Origin of the sequence: Actinomadura sp. 6N118 (assembly GCF_044326415.1) — a bacterium.
In the GTDB taxonomy this organism is placed as follows: domain Bacteria; phylum Actinomycetota; class Actinomycetes; order Streptosporangiales; family Streptosporangiaceae; genus Spirillospora.
Window position 1 is genome coordinate 1 of record NZ_JBIRAZ010000048.1, and the last position, 17,192, is coordinate 17,192.

The 17,192-nt window shown below is 67.6% G+C and carries 18 protein-coding genes; 11 read left to right on the forward strand and 7 right to left on the reverse strand.

The window, feature by feature from the left end; translation table 11 throughout:
- A partial coding sequence (locus tag ACH34W_RS54125) for a valine--tRNA ligase (protein ID WP_395969122.1) occupies positions 1-1,681 on the reverse strand: 1,681 nt, incomplete at its 3' end.
- A 133-nt stretch (positions 1,682-1,814) separates the two neighbouring features.
- On the opposite strand from ACH34W_RS54125, the gene ACH34W_RS54130 reads away from it, so the two are divergent.
- From ACH34W_RS54130 to ACH34W_RS54145, 4 genes are all read left to right on the forward strand, one after another.
- The gene (locus ACH34W_RS54130; RefSeq protein ID WP_395969123.1) at positions 1,815-2,750 is read left to right on the forward strand and encodes a hypothetical protein; all 936 of its coding nucleotides are present in this window, start codon (positions 1,815-1,817) and stop codon (positions 2,748-2,750) included.
- A 180-nt stretch (positions 2,751-2,930) separates the two neighbouring features.
- On the forward strand, positions 2,931-3,647 hold the full coding sequence (locus ACH34W_RS54135; protein ID WP_395969124.1) for a hypothetical protein: 717 nt from the start codon (positions 2,931-2,933) through the stop codon (positions 3,645-3,647).
- Between the two features lie 145 nt (positions 3,648-3,792).
- Positions 3,793-4,626 (forward strand): sensor histidine kinase, encoded by an 834-nt coding sequence (locus ACH34W_RS54140; RefSeq protein WP_395969125.1) that lies wholly within the window; start codon positions 3,793-3,795, stop codon positions 4,624-4,626.
- Entirely contained in the window at positions 4,589-5,239 is a 651-nt protein-coding gene (locus ACH34W_RS54145; RefSeq protein WP_395969126.1) for a response regulator, read from the forward strand. Before ACH34W_RS54140 ends, ACH34W_RS54145 begins: the two co-directional genes overlap by 38 nt.
- Before the next feature lie 305 nt (positions 5,240-5,544).
- On the opposite strand, the gene ACH34W_RS54150 is transcribed toward ACH34W_RS54145, so the two are convergent.
- Positions 5,545-5,733, reverse strand: a complete 189-nt coding sequence (locus tag ACH34W_RS54150) for a DUF397 domain-containing protein (protein ID WP_395969127.1) — start codon at positions 5,731-5,733, stop codon at positions 5,545-5,547.
- Positions 5,730-6,497 carry a Scr1 family TA system antitoxin-like transcriptional regulator gene (locus ACH34W_RS54155; RefSeq protein WP_395969128.1) on the reverse strand — a complete coding sequence of 256 codons (768 nt, stop codon included), beginning with the start codon at positions 6,495-6,497 and terminating at the stop codon, positions 5,730-5,732. The genes ACH34W_RS54150 and ACH34W_RS54155 overlap by 4 nt, the downstream gene beginning before the upstream one ends.
- 161 nt (positions 6,498-6,658) lie before the next feature.
- Here ACH34W_RS54155 and ACH34W_RS54160 point away from each other — a divergent pair, with 161 nt between their 5' ends.
- The 5 genes from ACH34W_RS54160 to ACH34W_RS54180 all read left to right on the forward strand — a co-directional run bounded on the left by ACH34W_RS54160 (position 6,659) and on the right by ACH34W_RS54180 (position 9,861).
- Positions 6,659-6,919, forward strand: coding sequence for a hypothetical protein (locus ACH34W_RS54160; protein WP_395969129.1), 261 nt, complete (start codon positions 6,659-6,661; stop codon positions 6,917-6,919).
- A 248-nt stretch (positions 6,920-7,167) separates the two neighbouring features.
- A complete protein-coding gene (locus ACH34W_RS54165; RefSeq protein WP_395969130.1) occupies positions 7,168-7,680 on the forward strand; it encodes a DUF6879 family protein in 513 nt (170 codons plus the stop codon).
- The gene (locus tag ACH34W_RS54170; protein ID WP_395969131.1) at positions 7,673-8,524 is read left to right on the forward strand and encodes a helix-turn-helix domain-containing protein; all 852 of its coding nucleotides are present in this window, start codon (positions 7,673-7,675) and stop codon (positions 8,522-8,524) included. The genes ACH34W_RS54165 and ACH34W_RS54170 overlap by 8 nt, the downstream gene beginning before the upstream one ends.
- A gap of 750 nt (positions 8,525-9,274) precedes the next feature.
- Positions 9,275-9,436 carry a hypothetical protein gene (locus ACH34W_RS54175; protein WP_395969132.1) on the forward strand — a complete coding sequence of 54 codons (162 nt, stop codon included), beginning with the start codon at positions 9,275-9,277 and terminating at the stop codon, positions 9,434-9,436.
- Positions 9,437-9,501: 65 nt separating this feature from the next.
- Positions 9,502-9,861: a hypothetical protein gene (locus tag ACH34W_RS54180; RefSeq protein ID WP_395969133.1), complete on the forward strand. Its 360-nt coding sequence runs from the start codon at positions 9,502-9,504 to the stop codon at positions 9,859-9,861.
- A 290-nt stretch (positions 9,862-10,151) separates the two neighbouring features.
- On the opposite strand, the gene ACH34W_RS54185 is transcribed toward ACH34W_RS54180, so the two are convergent.
- Both ACH34W_RS54185 and ACH34W_RS54190 read right to left on the reverse strand, forming a co-directional pair.
- Positions 10,152-13,622, reverse strand: a complete 3,471-nt coding sequence (locus tag ACH34W_RS54185; RefSeq protein ID WP_395969134.1) for a S8 family peptidase — start codon at positions 13,620-13,622, stop codon at positions 10,152-10,154.
- A 112-nt stretch (positions 13,623-13,734) separates the two neighbouring features.
- Positions 13,735-14,244: a cupin domain-containing protein gene (locus ACH34W_RS54190; RefSeq protein ID WP_395969135.1), complete on the reverse strand. Its 510-nt coding sequence runs from the start codon at positions 14,242-14,244 to the stop codon at positions 13,735-13,737.
- A 66-nt stretch (positions 14,245-14,310) separates the two neighbouring features.
- Here ACH34W_RS54190 and ACH34W_RS54195 point away from each other — a divergent pair, with 66 nt between their 5' ends.
- Both ACH34W_RS54195 and ACH34W_RS54200 read left to right on the forward strand, forming a co-directional pair.
- Positions 14,311-14,835, forward strand: a complete 525-nt coding sequence (locus tag ACH34W_RS54195; RefSeq protein ID WP_395969136.1) for a MarR family winged helix-turn-helix transcriptional regulator — start codon at positions 14,311-14,313, stop codon at positions 14,833-14,835.
- Positions 14,836-14,905: 70 nt separating this feature from the next.
- Positions 14,906-15,967, forward strand: a complete 1,062-nt coding sequence (locus ACH34W_RS54200; RefSeq protein WP_395969137.1) for a hypothetical protein — start codon at positions 14,906-14,908, stop codon at positions 15,965-15,967.
- Here the strand turns inward: ACH34W_RS54200 and ACH34W_RS54205 are convergent, their stop codons facing one another.
- Positions 15,968-16,555 carry an HD family hydrolase gene (locus tag ACH34W_RS54205; protein WP_395969138.1) on the reverse strand — a complete coding sequence of 196 codons (588 nt, stop codon included), beginning with the start codon at positions 16,553-16,555 and terminating at the stop codon, positions 15,968-15,970.
- 11 nt (positions 16,556-16,566) lie between these two features.
- Entirely contained in the window at positions 16,567-17,121 is a 555-nt protein-coding gene (locus ACH34W_RS54210; RefSeq protein ID WP_395969139.1) for an SMI1/KNR4 family protein, read from the reverse strand.
- Positions 17,122-17,192 lie beyond the last annotated feature (71 nt).

Here is a 17,192-nt window from a genome sequence, read left to right on the forward strand (position 1 = left end):
TGGCGCCGCGCAGGAGGGTGAAGCGGGTGGCGTCGGCACCGTAACGGTCGATCCAGTCGAGCGGGTCGACGACGTTGCCGAACGACTTGGACATCTTCTTGCCGTGCTGGTCGCGGACCATACCGTGGAGGGCGATGGTCTTGAAGGGCTCGACGCCGTCCATGGCGTACAGCCCGAACATCATCATCCGGGCGACCCAGAAGAAGAGGATGTCGTAGCCCGTGACCAGTACGGAGGTGGGGTAAAAGCGCTTGAGATCGGGTGTGCCGTCCGGCCAGCCGAGCGTGGAGAACGGCCACAACGCCGACGAGAACCACGTGTCGAGGACGTCGGTGTCCTGCGTCCAGCCGGCGGGCGGCTCTTCGTCGGGACCGGCGCAGAACGACTCGCCCTCCGGCCCGTACCAGACGGGGATCCGGTGGCCCCACCACAGCTGGCGGCTGATGCACCAGTCGTGCATGTTGTCGACCCAGGCGAAGTAGCGCGCGCCCATCTCCGGCGGGTGGATCTCGACGCGGCCGTCGCGGACGGCGTCGCCGGCGGCCTTGGCCAGCGGCTCGACCTTGACGAACCACTGCAGCGAGACACGGGGCTCGACGACCGTGGCGCAGCGCTGGCAGTGGCCGACGGCGTGCTCGTACGGGCGGACCTCCTTGACGATCCGGCCCTCCTCGCGGAGCGCCGCGACGACCGCCGGGCGCGCCTCGAAGCGGTCCAGCCCCTCGAACGGGCCGTGCGCGGTGATGACGCCGCGTTCGTCCATGATCGTGATCGAGGGCAGCGCGTGCCGGCGGCCGATCTCGAAGTCGTTGGGGTCGTGCGCCGGGGTGACCTTGACACAGCCGGTGCCGAACTCGGGGTCCACGTGCTCGTCCGCCACGATCTTGATGCGGCGGCCGGTGAGCGGCAGCTCGACCTCGGTGCCGACGAGGTGCTTGTAGCGGTCGTCCTCGGGGTGGACGGCCACGGCGGTGTCGCCGAGCATCGTCTCCGCGCGCGTCGTCGCCACCACGATGTCGTCGGAGTAACGGATCGAGACGAGCTCGCCCTCGCGGTCGGCGTGCTCCACCTCGATGTCCGACAGCGCGGTCAGGCAGCGCGGGCACCAGTTGATGATCCGTTCGGCCCGGTAGATCAGGCCGTCGTCGAACAGCCGCTTGAAGATCGTGCGGACGGCGCGGGCGCGGTCGTCGTCCATCGTGAACGCCTCGCGCGACCAGTCGACGCTGTCGCCGAGCCGCTTCATCTGGCCGAGGATGCGGCCGCCGGACTCGGCCTTCCATTGCCAGACGCGCTCGACGAAGGCCTCGCGGCCCAGGTCGTGCCGGGACTTGCCCTCCTTGGCCAGCTCGCGCTCGACGACGTTCTGGGTGGCGATCCCGGCGTGGTCCATGCCGGGGATCCAGGCCGTCTCGTACCCCTGCATGCGGCGGCGGCGGATCAGCGTGTCCTGGATCGAGTGGTCCAGGGCGTGCCCCATGTGGAGCGAGCCGGTCACGTTGGGCGGGGGGATGACGATCGAGTAGGAAGGGGCGCTCGGGTCTCGAGAAGCGTCAGCGGCGAAGTAGCCTGCGGATACCCAGCGTTCATAGAGCCTGCCCTCGACGTTCGCCGGCTGGTACTGGGTGGGCAGGTCGACGTCGGCGGCGCCCTGGCCGCGCTCACTGCTGGGCTGTGTCACGGGCCCAGATTCTACGGGGCGCCGACATGTAGAACATGCCGCCCTTGGGATGCGTCAATAGAAACAGAACCAGCCGGTGCGGCTCCTTACCCCGACCTCGCGTCGAGATCCGCTCCGGTGCTGAGGAGATGACATGAGCGGTTGGAACCCTCCGCCGGGGCAAGGCGGTCAGGGCGAGCAGGGTGGCCCCGGCGGCTATGGCCAACAGCCACCGCAACAGCCACCGCAACAGCCGGGCTATCCGTCTGGGGGCTCTGGCGGCCCCAGCGACTACGGGCAGCCGGGTGCGTATGGGCAGCCAGGCCAGTACGGGCAACCAGGCTCGTACGGTCCGCCCACCCAACCCGGCCAGCCCGGCTCGTATGGGCAGCCTGGTCAGCCGGGCTCGTACGGGCAACCTGGCCAGCCCGGCTCGTACGGGCAACCTGGCCAGCCCGGTCCGTACGGCCAGCCCGGTCCCTACGGCGCACCACCGCGTCGCAAGTCGGGTACGGGCCTGATCATCGGCCTGATCGTCGGCGCGGTCGTGGTGGTTCTGATCGCGGGCGTGGCGGTGTTCATCGCCGTCGGCGGCTCCGGGCCCGACTACACGATCACCACCCCGCAGTCCGTGGCCGGCATGCAGCGCGACTCGTCCACCGAGAACCAGCTGGCGACGAGCATCCAGACACTGCGCGGCCAGATGGAGACCGAGACCAAGGGCAAGATCACCTCGTTCCGCTCCGCCTTCTACAAGGACCCCAGCGGGACGTCGGCCGGCGCCACTCCCGCCGGGGTGATGTTCATCGGCGGCACCGGCGACCTCGGCAGCGGCGTCGACGACTTCATCAACGGCTTCAAGGAGGCCGCACGCAAGGTCGGTTCACCGACGACCGACACCACGCCCGGGCCGAACGGTGGCAAGGCCGCCTGCAGCCAGATCAGCCAGTCCGGGGTGACGATCTCCGAGTGTGCCTGGGCCACGAGCAGCTCGTTCGGCGTGGTCGTGCCCACCGCTCCCAACACCTCGATGGCCGCGACCGGCGACATCATGCGCAAGTTCCGGCAGGACGTCGAGATCGAGAAGTAGGAACCGCATCGAGCAGCAGGACCCACCCGGACCGGCCCGAGGGAGGGCCGGACTCGGACAGAATCAAGAAACCGCTCACTGAGGCGAAACGCGATGGGCGCCGCGTACGTCCAACGCATCGGAATCCGCCGGGCGAGTATCCCCTTGAATCGCTCGCCCGGCCCGAGAAGGAGCCTTGATATGAGCGGTTGGAACCCCCCGCCCGCACCCGGCGGGCCGCCCGGACAGCCCTACGGCTACGGCTACAGCCCGCCTCCGATGGCGTACGGGCCGCCGCCGCGGCGGCGCTCCAGCGCGGGCTGCGTGCTGGGCGTGATCTTCGCCGGTGTCGCGGCCGTCGTGCTGGTCATCGTCGTGGCGGTCGTCGCCGTCAGCATGAACGAGCACACGATCGAAACCCCGACGGTCGCGGGCGGCCGCAGTCGCGACTTCTCGGCCGAGGTCCGGATGGGCACGACGATCAGCAGCCAGCGCCGGATCATCCAGCAGGTCAGCGGCTACAAGGTCGACACGGTCAAGTCCGCCGTCTATGGCGCGGGCACCGACCGTTACGTCTTCGTCGGCGCGGAGGGCGACTTCGATCCCGACGACCTCGTGACGAGCTTCCGGCGGGCAGTGGACCGCGAGATGACCTCATCCCGGTTCAGCACGCTGACGCTGCCGGTCAGCAACGCGGGCGGCGACGGGGAGGCGGCCTGCGTGAGCATCCGCTACACCTCCACCATCACCTCCGTTCCGTCGATCTCAACGGCGATGTGCGCCTGGATGACCGACAGCACGTTCGGGCTCGTCTACCCGGCGCCGGACTCGTCCTCGGCCCTCTCGTCCACCCGCGTCTACAGCAGCGTCACCGTGGCCTCCGCCATGCGCAACCTGCGGGATGACGTCGAGGACTGACCCCGGACCATGATCAGAATGCGTTTTCCCGTTGCGCTCGGGACACAGGTCACCTGACACCGGGTCACCCCACCGGACAGGGTCGTTCCGGACGAACCCGCTCCGATCAGGGCGGCCCGAACACCGGCGCGAGGGGAAGGACGGGATGCGAGGGCTACTGGCGCGTGCGGCCTGCGTGGCCGGCGCGTTCACCGCCGGGGCGGTGACGGCGCACCTGGCGAGCATCCCGCACCTCGTACGGCTGACCGCGAACCTCCAGCGATCCCGGGCGCGGATGCTCGCCGCCCACGAGGAGGAACGCCGCCGCCTCCGCCACAACCTGCACGACGAGCTGGGTCCGACGCTGGCCAGCGTGGCCATGTCGCTCGACGAGGCCAGGATCATGCTCGCCACCGATCCCGGCCGGGTGGACCCGATCCTCTGCGAGATCCGCGACCGCCTCGCCACGACGATCGGGGAGGTCCGCGACCTGGCGCACGGGCTGCGCCCACCGGCGCTGGACGATCTGGGGCTGGTGGGCGCGATCGAATCCCTCGCGGAGGGCGCCTGCGAACGGGTGGACGTCAGGTTCGACGGCGACCCCTCGAATCTCCCCGCTGCCACCGAGGTGGCCGCCTACCACATCGTCGCCGAAGCCCTCACGAACGTCCGCAGGCACTCCGACGCGTGCACCGCGCTCGTCCTTCTGAGCCGTGACACCGAGCTGCATCTCACGGTGGCGGACTCCGGCAAGGGCCTGCGCAACGGCCACACTCACCACTCCAACGGCGTCCGCTCCACGCACAGCGGCCGCGGCCTGGCGGCCATGCGCGAATGGGCAGCCGAGGTCGGCGGCGGCTGCACGATCACCTCGCGTGCCGGCGGCGGCACGGTCGTCTCGGCGCGCCTTCCCCTCGCCGTGCCGGGTAGCATCGGCCTTCGACCGGCAAAGGCGGACGAACATGAGCGCAGAGGGCATACGGGTCCTCATCACCGATGATCACCCTGTCTTCCGCCAGGGCCTCAAGGGGCTCCTGACGGCCCTCGGCGTGGAGGTCGTCGCCGAGGCCGAGAACGGGCCCGAGGCCGTGAAACTCGCCGCCGAGCTCCAGCCGGACGTCGTCGTGATGGACCTCCACATGCCCGGCGGCAACGGCATCGAGGCCACCCGCACGATCACCCGCACGAGCCCGCGGATCGGCGTCCTGGTGCTGACCATGTTCCGCGACGACGATTCCGTCTTCGCCGCCATGCGCGCCGGTGCCCGCGGCTACCTCCTCAAGGAGTCCGGCGCCGAGGAGATCGCCCGCGCCGTCAAGGCCGTGGCCGCCGGCGAGGCCATCTACGGTCCCGAGATCGCCCGCCGTGTCCTCGCCTACTTCACCGACATGCCCGACCCCCGCCAGGCCGCCTTCCCCCAGCTCACCGAACGCGAACGCGAAGTCCTCGAACTGATCGCCCAAGGCCGCAGCAATCAGGACATAGCCGCCACCCTCTTCCTGAGCCAGAAGACGGTCCGCAACCACGTCTCCAACATCTTCATGAAGCTCCACGTAGCCGACCGAGCCCAAGCCATAGTCCTAGCCAGAGAAGCAGGCCTAGGCGGCTCCTGAACCCCGCCGCCTGGCGCCTTCCCTTCCACGCCAAGATTCAGGCAAAGAGGCGGTCTGCTCCGTGATCGTGGCCGTCTCGACGATCGACCTCCTAGTGATCGCCCGCCGCACCCGCTCATAAGCGAGGCGCCGTGGACCCTCAAAAGCAAGGCCCTCGCTCCGCTCGGACAGCCCTATCGGGGCTCCCGCCCCGAACCCCAAGCTGGGGGCTCCGCCCCCAGACCCCCCACCCCTTCAGTGGCCCAACCCCTCCGCAAGGCCAGCGAGGCTGGTGCAGCCGGGGCCCACAGGGCTTGTCCAAGTTTCTACAGGTTCAACTCTGCCCGCTTCACACGGGCGACAAGGTCAGCGAAGTTCTCAGTTGACAGGGCGAGGTCCCCAGCGTCGGGCGCCTTGGAGTCCCTGACCCCGATGCCTTCGGCTAGGCGGGCGATCTCAACGCAGTTGCTGTTGTCTTCGCCCAGGCTCTGGCTGGATTTGCGCCACTGAGTCATCTCAAGGTCTCCATCGCTTGCTGGACGTGTTTCAGCGAAGCACTCTCAGTCAGGGCCTGTGCACCGATGCGCCCAAAGCGCCGCGCAAAAGCCTGCACCTCGGAGCCTCCTTCCACCAGTCTTCCACCGCCTAGAGCTTCGGTATACACCAGATCGGCACCTTCGACGGTCATGATCTGGAATGCCCCTCCAAGGCCGGGATGTCCGCCTGCCGACTTGTGGACCACGCGGAGTATGACGTCCGGCTGTTCGGCCACTTCGAGGAGTCGGGTGAGTTGTTCACGCATGACATTGGGGCCGCCCACGAGCCACTCGAGAACTGGTTGAGCGAGAATCACCCAGAGGAAGGGCGGATTCTCGTCGAAGACGGCTCGTTGACGTTCCATGCGCGTCGCCACCTGGCCTTCGACGTCCTTGGAGCCGAAGGACCGAAACAGGGCGCGTGCATAGTCGGGGGTCTGCAGGAGTCCAGGGATGACGCCAAGCTCGTAGATCTTGTGTTCTGTCGCTCTGGCCTCGTACTGGACATGCGCCTTGAACCAATCGGGATCATGGCCGAGGCGCGCATAGCGCAGCAGCCTTTTAAAGTGGCCGTTCAGAGCGAAATACTGATCGAGCTTGACTGCTTGATCTTCTTTGAGCCACCAGCCGGGCCGTCCTGCCTCAAGGTTTGAAACAGTATGCCGGGAGCAGTTGATGATCCGCCCCAGCTGGGACCCTGAAAGCCCGTGCTTGAGGCGGTGGAACCTGAGGTCAACCGCCATCCAGTCCCACATCGAGGAGTCCGGATCAAGTGACTCTCGACGAGGCATCGGTTGCTCCCAGGTGTTTCAGGAATCCGCTTCAACGGTGACAACGTAGGCCTGTGGAGCCACGCTCGTCAGCAGATGACCAGAAGTCGCATAGACGAGCAAGAGGTGACGCGGTGATTTACGACAGACAATACAACAACGACAATAAGGGCAATGCCCTCCAAACTCCACAAGAGCGGGCAGAAGAACTGCGGCAGAAACACCGAGGTCGGTGGATGGTGCTCTGGTCGGTCTACGAGACGCGCTTCATCGCTTATCCGGTGTGGATAGGCGGCGGCGGTCATATGCTCCGGGCAAGGACCGAGGCGGAGTTGGAGCGGCAGATGTCCGAGATCGAGCAAGCGTCGCTGCCGATCCAGCCGGATCAGCCGTGACGGCCGATGACATTGGACGGGAGTCACAGCGGGCCATGCTGCTGGTGGCCGTGGACGTCGTCAGGGCCGCCTACGAGGAAGCCTTGCTCAATACCGTCCACGGTGGCCCTGATCCACACCTACGCGGAGAAGGCATCTAAGGGCGGAGCCCCAGACCGGGTGCCGACCCCAGGCTCCAACAAAGGTGACACCACGAAGACTCTTGACCACGGTGACAGCTGCGGGTCGGAAGTACGTCAGGGAGCGCTATGGAATTGATATCGGCGTCACGCCGTCTTGAGCTGCTGTTCGGCGAGCCTGCCCAAGAGATCCGAAAGCTAGAGCTTCGGGATTTCTACGAGGTAGACCGGCCTCTTTTCGAAGCGTGGCGCTCAGGCGACCGTGAGACCGTCGAAGACACGATGCGTGGTCACCGGGACTTTCTCACGCAGAGAGCCAGTCAGGGCTTCCCATACCGGCGAGTGCGGGTCATCTCCGAACCGCCATCGGAGTATCAGCGCATGGCCCTTGAGTTGGCCGATCCTGCCGAACGACTCCGTTGGCTTCCTCGGCCGAAGGCGTCGGCCGTCTCCTTGCCGGGGAACGACTGCCTCATCCGTGATGATCTCGTCATCTTCAATCTCATTGGCGGGGACAACCAGCAGACGGACATACAGCTCTCGACTGATCCGGACGAGGTGAGGTTCTGCGTCGAAGCTTTTGAGCGGGCGTGGTCGCTGGGCATCCCCAACGGCGAATACAAGCCCTCGCAAGGTGTCTGACCAGCAGCCGTCCGAGTCCGCGAAGCGCGCGTTCGGGACTCAGCTCAAAGAGCTTCGCCTTGACGCAGGACTCACCGGAGTCGAGCTTGCGCGTCGATGCGGATGGCATAAGACCAAGGTCTCGAAAATTGAGCATGGGACGCAGAGCCCTACCGAGGAAGACATCCGCAAGTGGGCGGACACCTGCAACGCTGAGGGGTTGATCCCCGAACTCATAGCCACGAGCCGTGAGATCGAGCAGATGTGGACCGACTACAAGCGGTGGCATCGGCCAGGAATGAAGCGGCTTCAGTTCCAAGCCATGGACCTGTACGCCAAGTCCAAGCTCATCCGGGTGTATGAGTCCCTGTTCATCCCTGGTTTCCTGCAGACGGTCGAATACGCCAAGGCTCAGTTCACGATTCATGCGAGGCTTCACGGCCTGCCACTCGAAGACGTCGAAGAGGCCGCCCACAACCGGATGGCTCGCAAGAGGTTCCTCGGCACCGGGGCACCCATGTTCACGTTCTTGCTGGAAGCCTCCGCCCTTACCAACAACACAGGCGGCCTCGAAGTGATGAACGGCCAGCTCGACTACCTCAAGGAGGTGTCGACTCTCCCGTACGTCTCGGTGGGCATCATTCCTCAGGGGAGGGCTAGGTCGTTGTACCCCGGTGAGGGGTTCTATCTGTTTGATGAGAGCTTGCTCAAGCAAGAGTTCTGGTCGGGTGCGTTCCAGACATCCCGACCAGAGAACATCGCCTACTTCCTCCGCGTCTTCGCAACTCTGCGGAACCAAACGGTATTCGGCGCAGCCGCTCGGGAAGAGATTGAGACCGCCCGTAGCCGTCTCCAAGGAACCTGAAGCAACTTCCTGGCTACCCCCGTAATGCCGCTTCTAACTTCGAGGCATGAGCTTCGAGGGACCTCAGCACCGAGAGACCCGCCCGGACCAGCCAACGCCGGATAACCAGCGAGCTGTGCTCCTAGACGAGCTGAGCTGTGAGATCACCCGAGTCTGGCCAGACCTGAGAGTCGAACGAGCCAGCCTGCCGGCCCGCCTCGTGGTCACCAAGCACGAATCCGATGCTCGTGAGGAAGTTGGGTGTGATTTCGATGCTGGGACCGGTTGGTGGTTCGTCTGGCTGCGGGCCGACAAGCAGTCCCAGCGCATCGGGCACGTGAGGGACGTTCAGCAGGTTGCTTGCTCGGTGGCGCGCGTTATGGGCGTGCGCGCTCTGACGGTCCAGGGCCATGGCTGACGGGCCGCTCTGTCGGCATTGCCGCAAACCCATCACCTACGGTCCCGGCTGGTGGGAACACATCGGCGCAACGGTGGCCTGCAACCCCCACCAGGCGACATCTCCGCCCCGAGGCACCAACGCCGCCCCGATGGTCGAGACCATCAACACCCAGGAGCCCGAAACACACGCGCCCCCACAGGCGGGCGACCTGTGCCCTGGGCACCGTCCTCCAACCCCATGATCCCCAGCCGATCACGCCTGACAAACAGCGCGGCGCGGTCGGCCGGTTCAAACAACCCCGAAGGCTCAAGGGAGGCCATGTGTTCATCAAGTCAAGTTCGTGCGACGGGCAACAGGAGACCTGCGGGTGCGTGAACGTCGCCATCGTCCGCGACGCGGTCATCGTCACCGACGAGCAGGGCAACGTCTCCAAGTTCGACCACTTCGAGTGGCACAACTTCATCACCGGAGCGAAAGCAGGGGAATTCGACCTGCCGCACGACTCCCCGGCCCTGACCGCCGCCCCCGCCTAACCACACCACCCCACAGGCAGGTCCCGCACAAGGCGGGGCCTGCCCTCCTCCAAGGACACCTGTCGATGGTCTTCCACTGCTATCTGTGGCACGGGGACACCGCCACGGCCCAAGGACCCAAGCGGGACGCTCTGTGCGGTGACCTCAACATGACCACGCCACCGGTCATGACCCGCGACTGGCTGAACAAGCCACAAAGCATGCTGCAAAGGAAGACCACCACACCCCAGGACGCCGTGAACTGGCTCCTAGAGACCTTCGACCAGCACGCCCCCAAGATGACTCACTCACAGACCAGCGGCATCAGCCGAAGCGACTGGTTCGGGTCCGCGCTGGCCGACCTCCAGCACGGCACAGACCTGTCCTGGGGCTTCCCCCTCGTAGGAAACAAATACCTGGCCCTGGCCATCATCATCACACGCTGAACACCGCCGACCCCACCGCGCCACCGGGGCCGGACGGACCGTGTCTTTTCGGGCACTAATGGCGCGGCCGGCGATCCTGTGGCCTCTTGCGAAGGGGTTGGGCCACTGAAGGGGTGGGGGTCTGGGGGCGGAGCCCCCAGCTTGGGGCTCGGGGCGGGAGCCCCGATGGGGCTGTCCGAGCGTCAGCGAGGGCCTTACCCTTTTGCTGGCGCGGGCGTCCGTTGGCTGGCGGGGAAGGGCCCCGCGCGAAGGGCCGGTGAGGGTCTCGCACGGGGCCGGTTCAGAGGGGATCAGCGGATTCTGTAGGCGCGGATGATGTCCTGGTCGATGGCGTTGCCCTTGGCGTCCGTGGCGTGGACGCGAAGGGAGACTCCCTGGCCAGAGGTCATCTTGGGCAGGGGGGCACTGAAGCGGCCGGAGCCCAGGGACGTGACCTGCGCGGACTGCCAGGTCTTGCCGTCGTCCAGAGACGTCCAGAGCTTCAGGCTCTTGCCCGCCGGGACGTCGAACGTGGCGGGCCGGCCCGTGGGTTTGCCCAGCAGGTCGAGCGCCAGGTCGTAATCCACGGTCACCAGCGGGAGGAGCGCACTCTCCTGCCCCGACGGCGCCGCCGAACGGAACGTCCACTTCGTGGAGGTCCGCACTGACACGGGCAGGACGTCGGACGCGTCGTTCTCGTACGTCAGCTCGTAGTTCGCCGCGCGGGTGGGAACGGCGAAGCGGGCGGGACGGTCATGGCTGTCGCCGTCGTACTCGCCGATCTTCTTGCCGTCCGCGCTGAGCACCATGTGCTGGCCCTTGACGCCGTCGAGAATGCAGTCCCAGCCGTCCGGACGCGCCTGCATGTCGACGATTGCGATCGTCATCTCACCCCGCGTACGGGCCGTCGGCGCGGGTTGGCACTGGTTGTCGGTGAGGTTCGGCTGGTTGGCGGGACCCGGCCTCAGCGGCTGGCGGCCCCAGGTGAAGGTCGTCTTGCTGCCCGGCTTGAATTCGGAGGCCGGAGGGAGATCGACCCATTCGATGGTGCCGGGAGCTCCATAGCCGAACCAGATCGTGCCGGCCGGCGCCAGCAGGTAGTCGGTCCGGGTGGAGCCCGCCGGCACATCGCCGGACGAGTCGGCCAGCTGCAGCCCCTCGGGCGTGACCCCGATGCGCCGTTCGCGCATGTCCTGGGAGGTGTCGCCGTCGAACGCGCCGAACCGCTGCTCCACCTGGGCCATCCGCGCCTGGTCGGCCGGAGTGATCACGGTGGCGGGGTCGCCGGTCGGGACGGGCGCGATCAGGTCGTAGACCTTCCCGGGCGCGGTCAGCCGGTGACCGCCGTACGCCTTGAGGCTGCCGGTCTGGACGCCGCCCATTGGCTGGACGTGAACGGAATGGCCCTCCGCCATGCCGTTGTAGAGCATCGTGGCCCAGGAGCCCTGTCGGAGCGTCCGGAGGAGGGCGGCATTCGTCGTGACCTCCTTGGTCTCCAGGCCCTGCACGCTCGCCTTGACGGGGTTCGCCACGGATCCGTCCAGGGTGACCGTGAGGTCCCGGTCGACGAGCACCTCGGGAGTACCGGCTATGGCGCCGCGCATGACCTCACCGTTGCCGTCGGTGTCGTAGACCTTGCCGAGCACGCCGTAGCGGCCTGCGGGCACGCGCACCTGGGTCGTCCCCTCGGTGCTGACCTCAGTCCAGTTGCTGTAGATCGCGGCGTCGGTGAGGTTCATGATCTCGGCTTGCGCCGTGGTCTTCCCCTCGGGCGAGTTCGGGAGGGGCTTGGCCACGATGGTGAGGGTGTGGCTCGGCGGCTCGACGTAGAACGTGACGGGCGTGCGGACGGTCGTGCCCGCGCCCTTGGCAGTTACCTCCGCAGTGTAGAGGCCAGGGGCCTTGGGTGCCTTGGCCTCCAACGCGACATGGTTGCTGCCGCCCGCTGGGACGTCCACCCTCGCGGGCAGCGACGCCACGCCGGAGATGACCTTGCCTTCGCGATCGGTGACCTTGACGGACAGGTCGAGCGAGACCGCTCCCGCCGTGGACCTCCAGCCGATCTTGGCGGACAGCGCCGGGTGCGCGGGGTACGCGGACGTCCCCAGGTGCGGGGCGGCCATGGCCGCGACGACCGGCGCGGTCACCGCCGTGCCCGCGTTGAGGCGTCCGGAGCCCAGTTCGAAGGCGTCGCCGCCGGTGGCCGGGTCGGTGGAGCCGACGAGCGCCGCCTTGATCTGCTGGGGTGTCCAGTTCGGGTGCTTTTGCAGGGCGAGTGCCGCGGCGCCCGCGACGTGCGGCGACGCCATGGACGTGCCCGAAGAGGACGTGTAGTCGGCGTCGATCACCTTGCCCATCCTGGTGCCCTCGGCGCGGGCCGCGACGATGTCGACTCCGGGTGCGACGATCTCGGGCTTGGCGGCGTACCGGCCCGTACGCGGACCTCGGCTGGAGAACTCGGCGAGCTTGTCGGACCCGTTGACGGCGCCGACCGCGAGGGCCTCGTCAGCCGTCGCCGGGGTGGAGACGGAGGAGATCGCCCCTGCGTTGCCCGCCGCCACGACGAACAGCGTGCCGTGCTTCTGGGTCAGAGTGTTGAGGGCCTCGGCCAGCGGGTCGGTGCCGTCGGTCGGTTCCCCGCCGAGGCTCATGTTGACGACCTTGGCGCGCGGGGCGGCCCACTCCATGCCCGCGAGCACGCCCGAGTCCGTTCCGTTGCCGTCGTCGTCGAGGACCTTGCCGATCAGCAGTTCGGCGTCCGGGGCGACGCCCTTGCGTTCGCCCTTGGCCGCGGCGCCGGTCCCCGCGATGGTCGCGGCGACGTGCGTGCCGTGCCCGAACCGGTCCACGGTGTCGGGCGACTCGCTGAAGTTCGCCCTCTCGGCGACGCGTCCCTTGAGGTCCGGATGGTTCGGATCCACTCCGGTGTCCAGCACGGCGACCTTGGTCCCGCGCCCGGTGACCCCCGTTCCCCATGCCCGCGGCGCCCCGACCTGCGTCAGGTTGCGGTCGAGCGTCGCCGCCGCCCGCGCGCTGCCGGGCGTCGCCGCCGCCCGCGCACTGCGGGGCGTCGCCGTGCCCGGCGCACTGCCGGGCGTCGCCGCGGCCCGCGCACTGCCGGGCGTCGCCGCGACCGGCGCACTGCCGGGTAGGGCGGTCACCGAGCGTGCACCGGCATGGAGGGTGGTGGCCTTGAGCTTGCGGTCGAGCCAGATGTGCTTGACGCCGGTGGTCAGCACGCGGGGGGACGTGCGGAGCCCGGCGAGCGCGTTGCCCAGGTTGGGCGCCTTGGCCCGGGGCTGGCGGACGGCGACCGCGCCGATGCTCGGCAGGGCCCGGGTCTCCCGCAGCTCCCCGCCGAGGGCGGCCTTGGCGCGGGCCGTTCCCGAGCGCTGGACGATCAGCGGCAGCTCGCGGCTGCGCGCGTCGTCGTACCCCTGCTTGATCAGCCCGGTCACGTCGAACAGCGCGGGGTCGATCACCTTCCCGACCAACCCGGTCACGTCGGCGGGCAGCACCACCACGTGGCCGTCGGGCCGGATGCTGGTGCTGAACATCCGGTTCTTACGGCCGCTGCCGGGGGTGACCGACACGAGCGGCAGGCGGCCCTTGACCGGCCGGACCTTTACCACGTCGCCGGTGAGGAGCGTCACGGTCCGTGTGGGCCCGGCCGGGGCGGGCGCCGTGTCGGCGCCCGCCGGGAGGGTCGGGCCGAGCGGCACGGCGAGAGCTCCGATGAGGCCCGCGCCGACTGCGGCGCGGGCGGTACGTCTAGGGGGCATTTGATCTCCTTCCGCTCCGGTATCACCCGAAGCGGTGGATCACTTTCCCCAAGAGGCGCCGCGGGCGCGGACCTTCTTGCAGGCGAGCCCTTTGGGGCTTTGGCGGGCTCTTCTAGACAAAGAAGCTGTCGTGGTGGACGAAGAACTCTGCTCTCTCCTCGTCAGTCATGTCGGCGAGGCCGGTGATGCCTTCGAAGTACTCCTCGCGCGGGGCGCCGGGGGCGAAGAGCATGAGCATGGACGTGGGTTCCCCGGACTCGTTGCGGAAGGCGTGCAGGCCTCCGACAGGCACGTAGAGGTAGTCACCAGAGGTCGCGTCCACCCAGCGCTCGCCGTCGAAGAGGCGCATGGTGCCGGACAGGATGAAGAACGACTCCGACATCGCCTTGTGGAAGTGGGTGGTCGGGCCGCCCGCCTCCGGGCCCATGTCCACGCGATACAGGCCGTACTCCCCGTTCGTGGAAACCGTCGTGGACAGGTAGTGGTACGCGGTGCCCTGGCTCACGGTCGGGCCGGTCGAGGACACGGGGGTCGAGATGAAGTCCGGCTCGGTGGTGGCGGGCCGGAAGGTGGCATTGATCTCGCCCTTGTCTCCGAAGTAGCGGGACGCGGGATATGACATGGCAACTCCCTAAGCGTTGGTAAGATGAGCGCTAAGGTAATTCGCGTTTGTGTGAGTGTCAAGTAGATGAGCGCTCATCTATTCGGAGGTGTCATGGCCGACGCGGTGGCGGCGGTGATCGAGCAGTGGCGGCGGGAGCGGCCCGATGTGGACGTCTCACCGCTTGAAGTGGTGGCGCGGGTCATGCGGATCTCCCGGCTGTGGGACAAGGAGATCAAAGACTTCCTGGCGCGACATGACCTTGAGCCGGGCGAGTTCGACATGTTGTCCACCCTGCGGCGGTCGGGAGAGCCCTTTGAGCTGACCGCCGGCACGTTCCTCAAGGCCTCACTGGTGACCACGGGAGCGATCACTCTGCGGGTCGACCGGATGGACGCCAAGGGGCTGGTCACGCGGGTGCGCGACGAAGGCGATCGGCGTTCGGTCAAGATCCGGCTCACCCCGCACGGCCTGGAGGTGATCGACCAGGTGCTTCCGCTGCATCTGGCGAACGAGGCGCGCCTCCTGGAGGCGCTGGGCGAAGGGGAGAACCGGGAGCTCGCGTCCATGTTGTGCCGCCTGCTCGAGTCCTACGGAGATACGGGCGACTGAGGACTATCCCAGCAAACACTGGCATGGTTGAATCTCGGCAGTGCGCCTCGTCCATTCCAGGGAGCAGCCGGTGAGACCAACTGTGTTCGTCGCGTTCGTCCTTGCTGTTGCGAGCCTGCTTGTCGGGCCGCCTGCGTTGGCGGCGGAGCCGCGGGAGCTTCGCAGCGCAGCCACTCCGTGGTTGTGGCCGCGCAGTGGGCTGGAGGCCGTCTCGGCCACCGGGCCGAACGATGTCTGGGCTGCCGGCTACCAGGGCTATCAGGGCATCGACTGGTCGGTTCCCGGGTGGGGCGCGGGGACCATCCACGTCCTGCCGCCCAAGGGCGCGGTCGTCCGGTGGAACGGGTCGTCATGGAAGACGTACGACCTGCCGGGTCTCGGCGGGGACGCGGTGGTCCAGGAGATCGACGCGGCGGCGCCGGACAACGTGTGGGTGACCGGCACGCTGCACCCCCACGACAGCAGCAAGCTGGCGCCGTACGTCGCGCGGTGGGACGGGGTGAAGTGGGAGCAGGTGCAGGGTCCCGACAATGGTTGCGGGCCGAGGAAGCCGGCGGCTGATTCCACCGGCGCGTGGTTCGCCTGCGGCACCGGCCTCTACCGGTGGGAGAACGGGCAGTGGACAGAGCAGGAGGCCGGCGCGCCCGACAACTGCTGTATCTCCATCACCGAGATCTCGGTGGTCTCCGATACCTCCGTCTGGGCCTCTGCGATCTGGGGAGTCCTGCACTGGGACGGCCAGCGGTGGAGCAAGGTGCTCAGTCCGGCCAACACGCATTGGACTGGCCTTCTGGCGGTGTCCGACAGCGAGGTGTGGGCCACCGGCTACAAGAGCACGAACGAGCCCGTCGGCAGGCGGGTCGCGCAGCGTTGGGACGGGCAGACGTGGCGTGATGTGCCCGCCACACCCTCCAACGAGAACCTGATCCGGACCGGCGACGGCACCATGTGGGCCCTCCAGACATTCTGGGGTGACCTCTACCGGCTGGACGGCGACACCTGGACGAAGGTGGCACTGCCCGTCCCCGCCGACGGCAACGTCACCAGCGGCACGGCCATCCCCGGCAGCCCGGCCCTGTGGCTCGTCGGCAAGAGCAAGAACGTACCGATCGTGATCAACAACGTGGGTTGATCACGGGGCGTCGCCGAGGGCCTGGGCCAGCCACTCCAGCGAGCCGGTCGCAAGGGCCTCCTCCGCCAGCCGCTGGGCGGAGGAGGTCTGGAGCTGGGCCAGCGAACTGTCGATCCACGGCTGGGTGTTCCGGTTGCCGTGCTCCCGATATTCGATCGCCTGGATGAGGCATTCGAGCTTGTCGGCGTCGCGTGCGCACACGGCTTCGCGGCTCACCCCGCCCTCGTACTCCCCCACCGCCCCGGTGACCATCGACAGGACCGGCTCCGGCAGGCCGCGCGTCTGGTGCTCGGTGACCTCTTCGTTCGACGCCTTGGTCACGTACGGCCTGGCGAGGTACGGGATGTCGGTGAGCCGGGTCTCCTGGCTGTCGTGGAAGAGGCTGAGCATGACCGCACGGTCGGGGTTCGCGCCCTCCATGGCGGCGAGGACACCCGCAATGACCGCCACACGGAACGAATGATCGGCGATGCTCTCGGGGTCACCGACTCCCGCGACGAGCCACCCGGTCCGCTTGTAGCGCTTGAGAAGCCCGATCTCGTACAGGAATCCCGTCAGCCTCGACGTCTCCTCCGGCGTATCCGGCATATCCACCCCGTTCAGCTCACCGCCAGCCGGTCGGCCGCGAGGCTCCACGGCGACGGCTCCGGCAGCTCCTCGTCGCCGTCATATTCATCGACGCTGAACCAGCCACTGTCGCTGAGCCAGCTCTCCAGCCAGTCTTCCAGCGACGCGGCATCGACGGACCAGGCCTTCGTCCAGTCGCCGTCGAACCCATTCGGCTCGAACAGCAGAACGGAGGCCCGCTCGCTCTGGCAGTCCACCGCGGCGTACATGCCACAGCCCCAGTCGAGGATCGGTACGACGCCCGCCGGCCAATGCGGATTGTCCCCGTCAGACGACTCGGCGCGTTCCGCCAGATAGGCGCTTATCACTGTGCGCTCACCCGCGTTCAGCGGAAAGAGCTGGTAGTCGGGGCCGAAGCCGCCGTCGGCGATCTCCTTGTACAGCCGCGCGAGCAGAGGCGGCAGTCGGAATCCCAAAATCTCCTCGGCCGCCGCGACCTCTACGGCGGAGAGGACCGGAGGCAGTTCAGCGGTGGCCTCGCGAGCCTTCGCCGCAACCCGTTGAACGAGAGAATCAAGATCCGTCACGCCGCAGATCCTCCCAGCCACCTCCGCCGAACGTGCCCGTTCGATCAAGGTCGCGCCCGTTCGCCAGATGC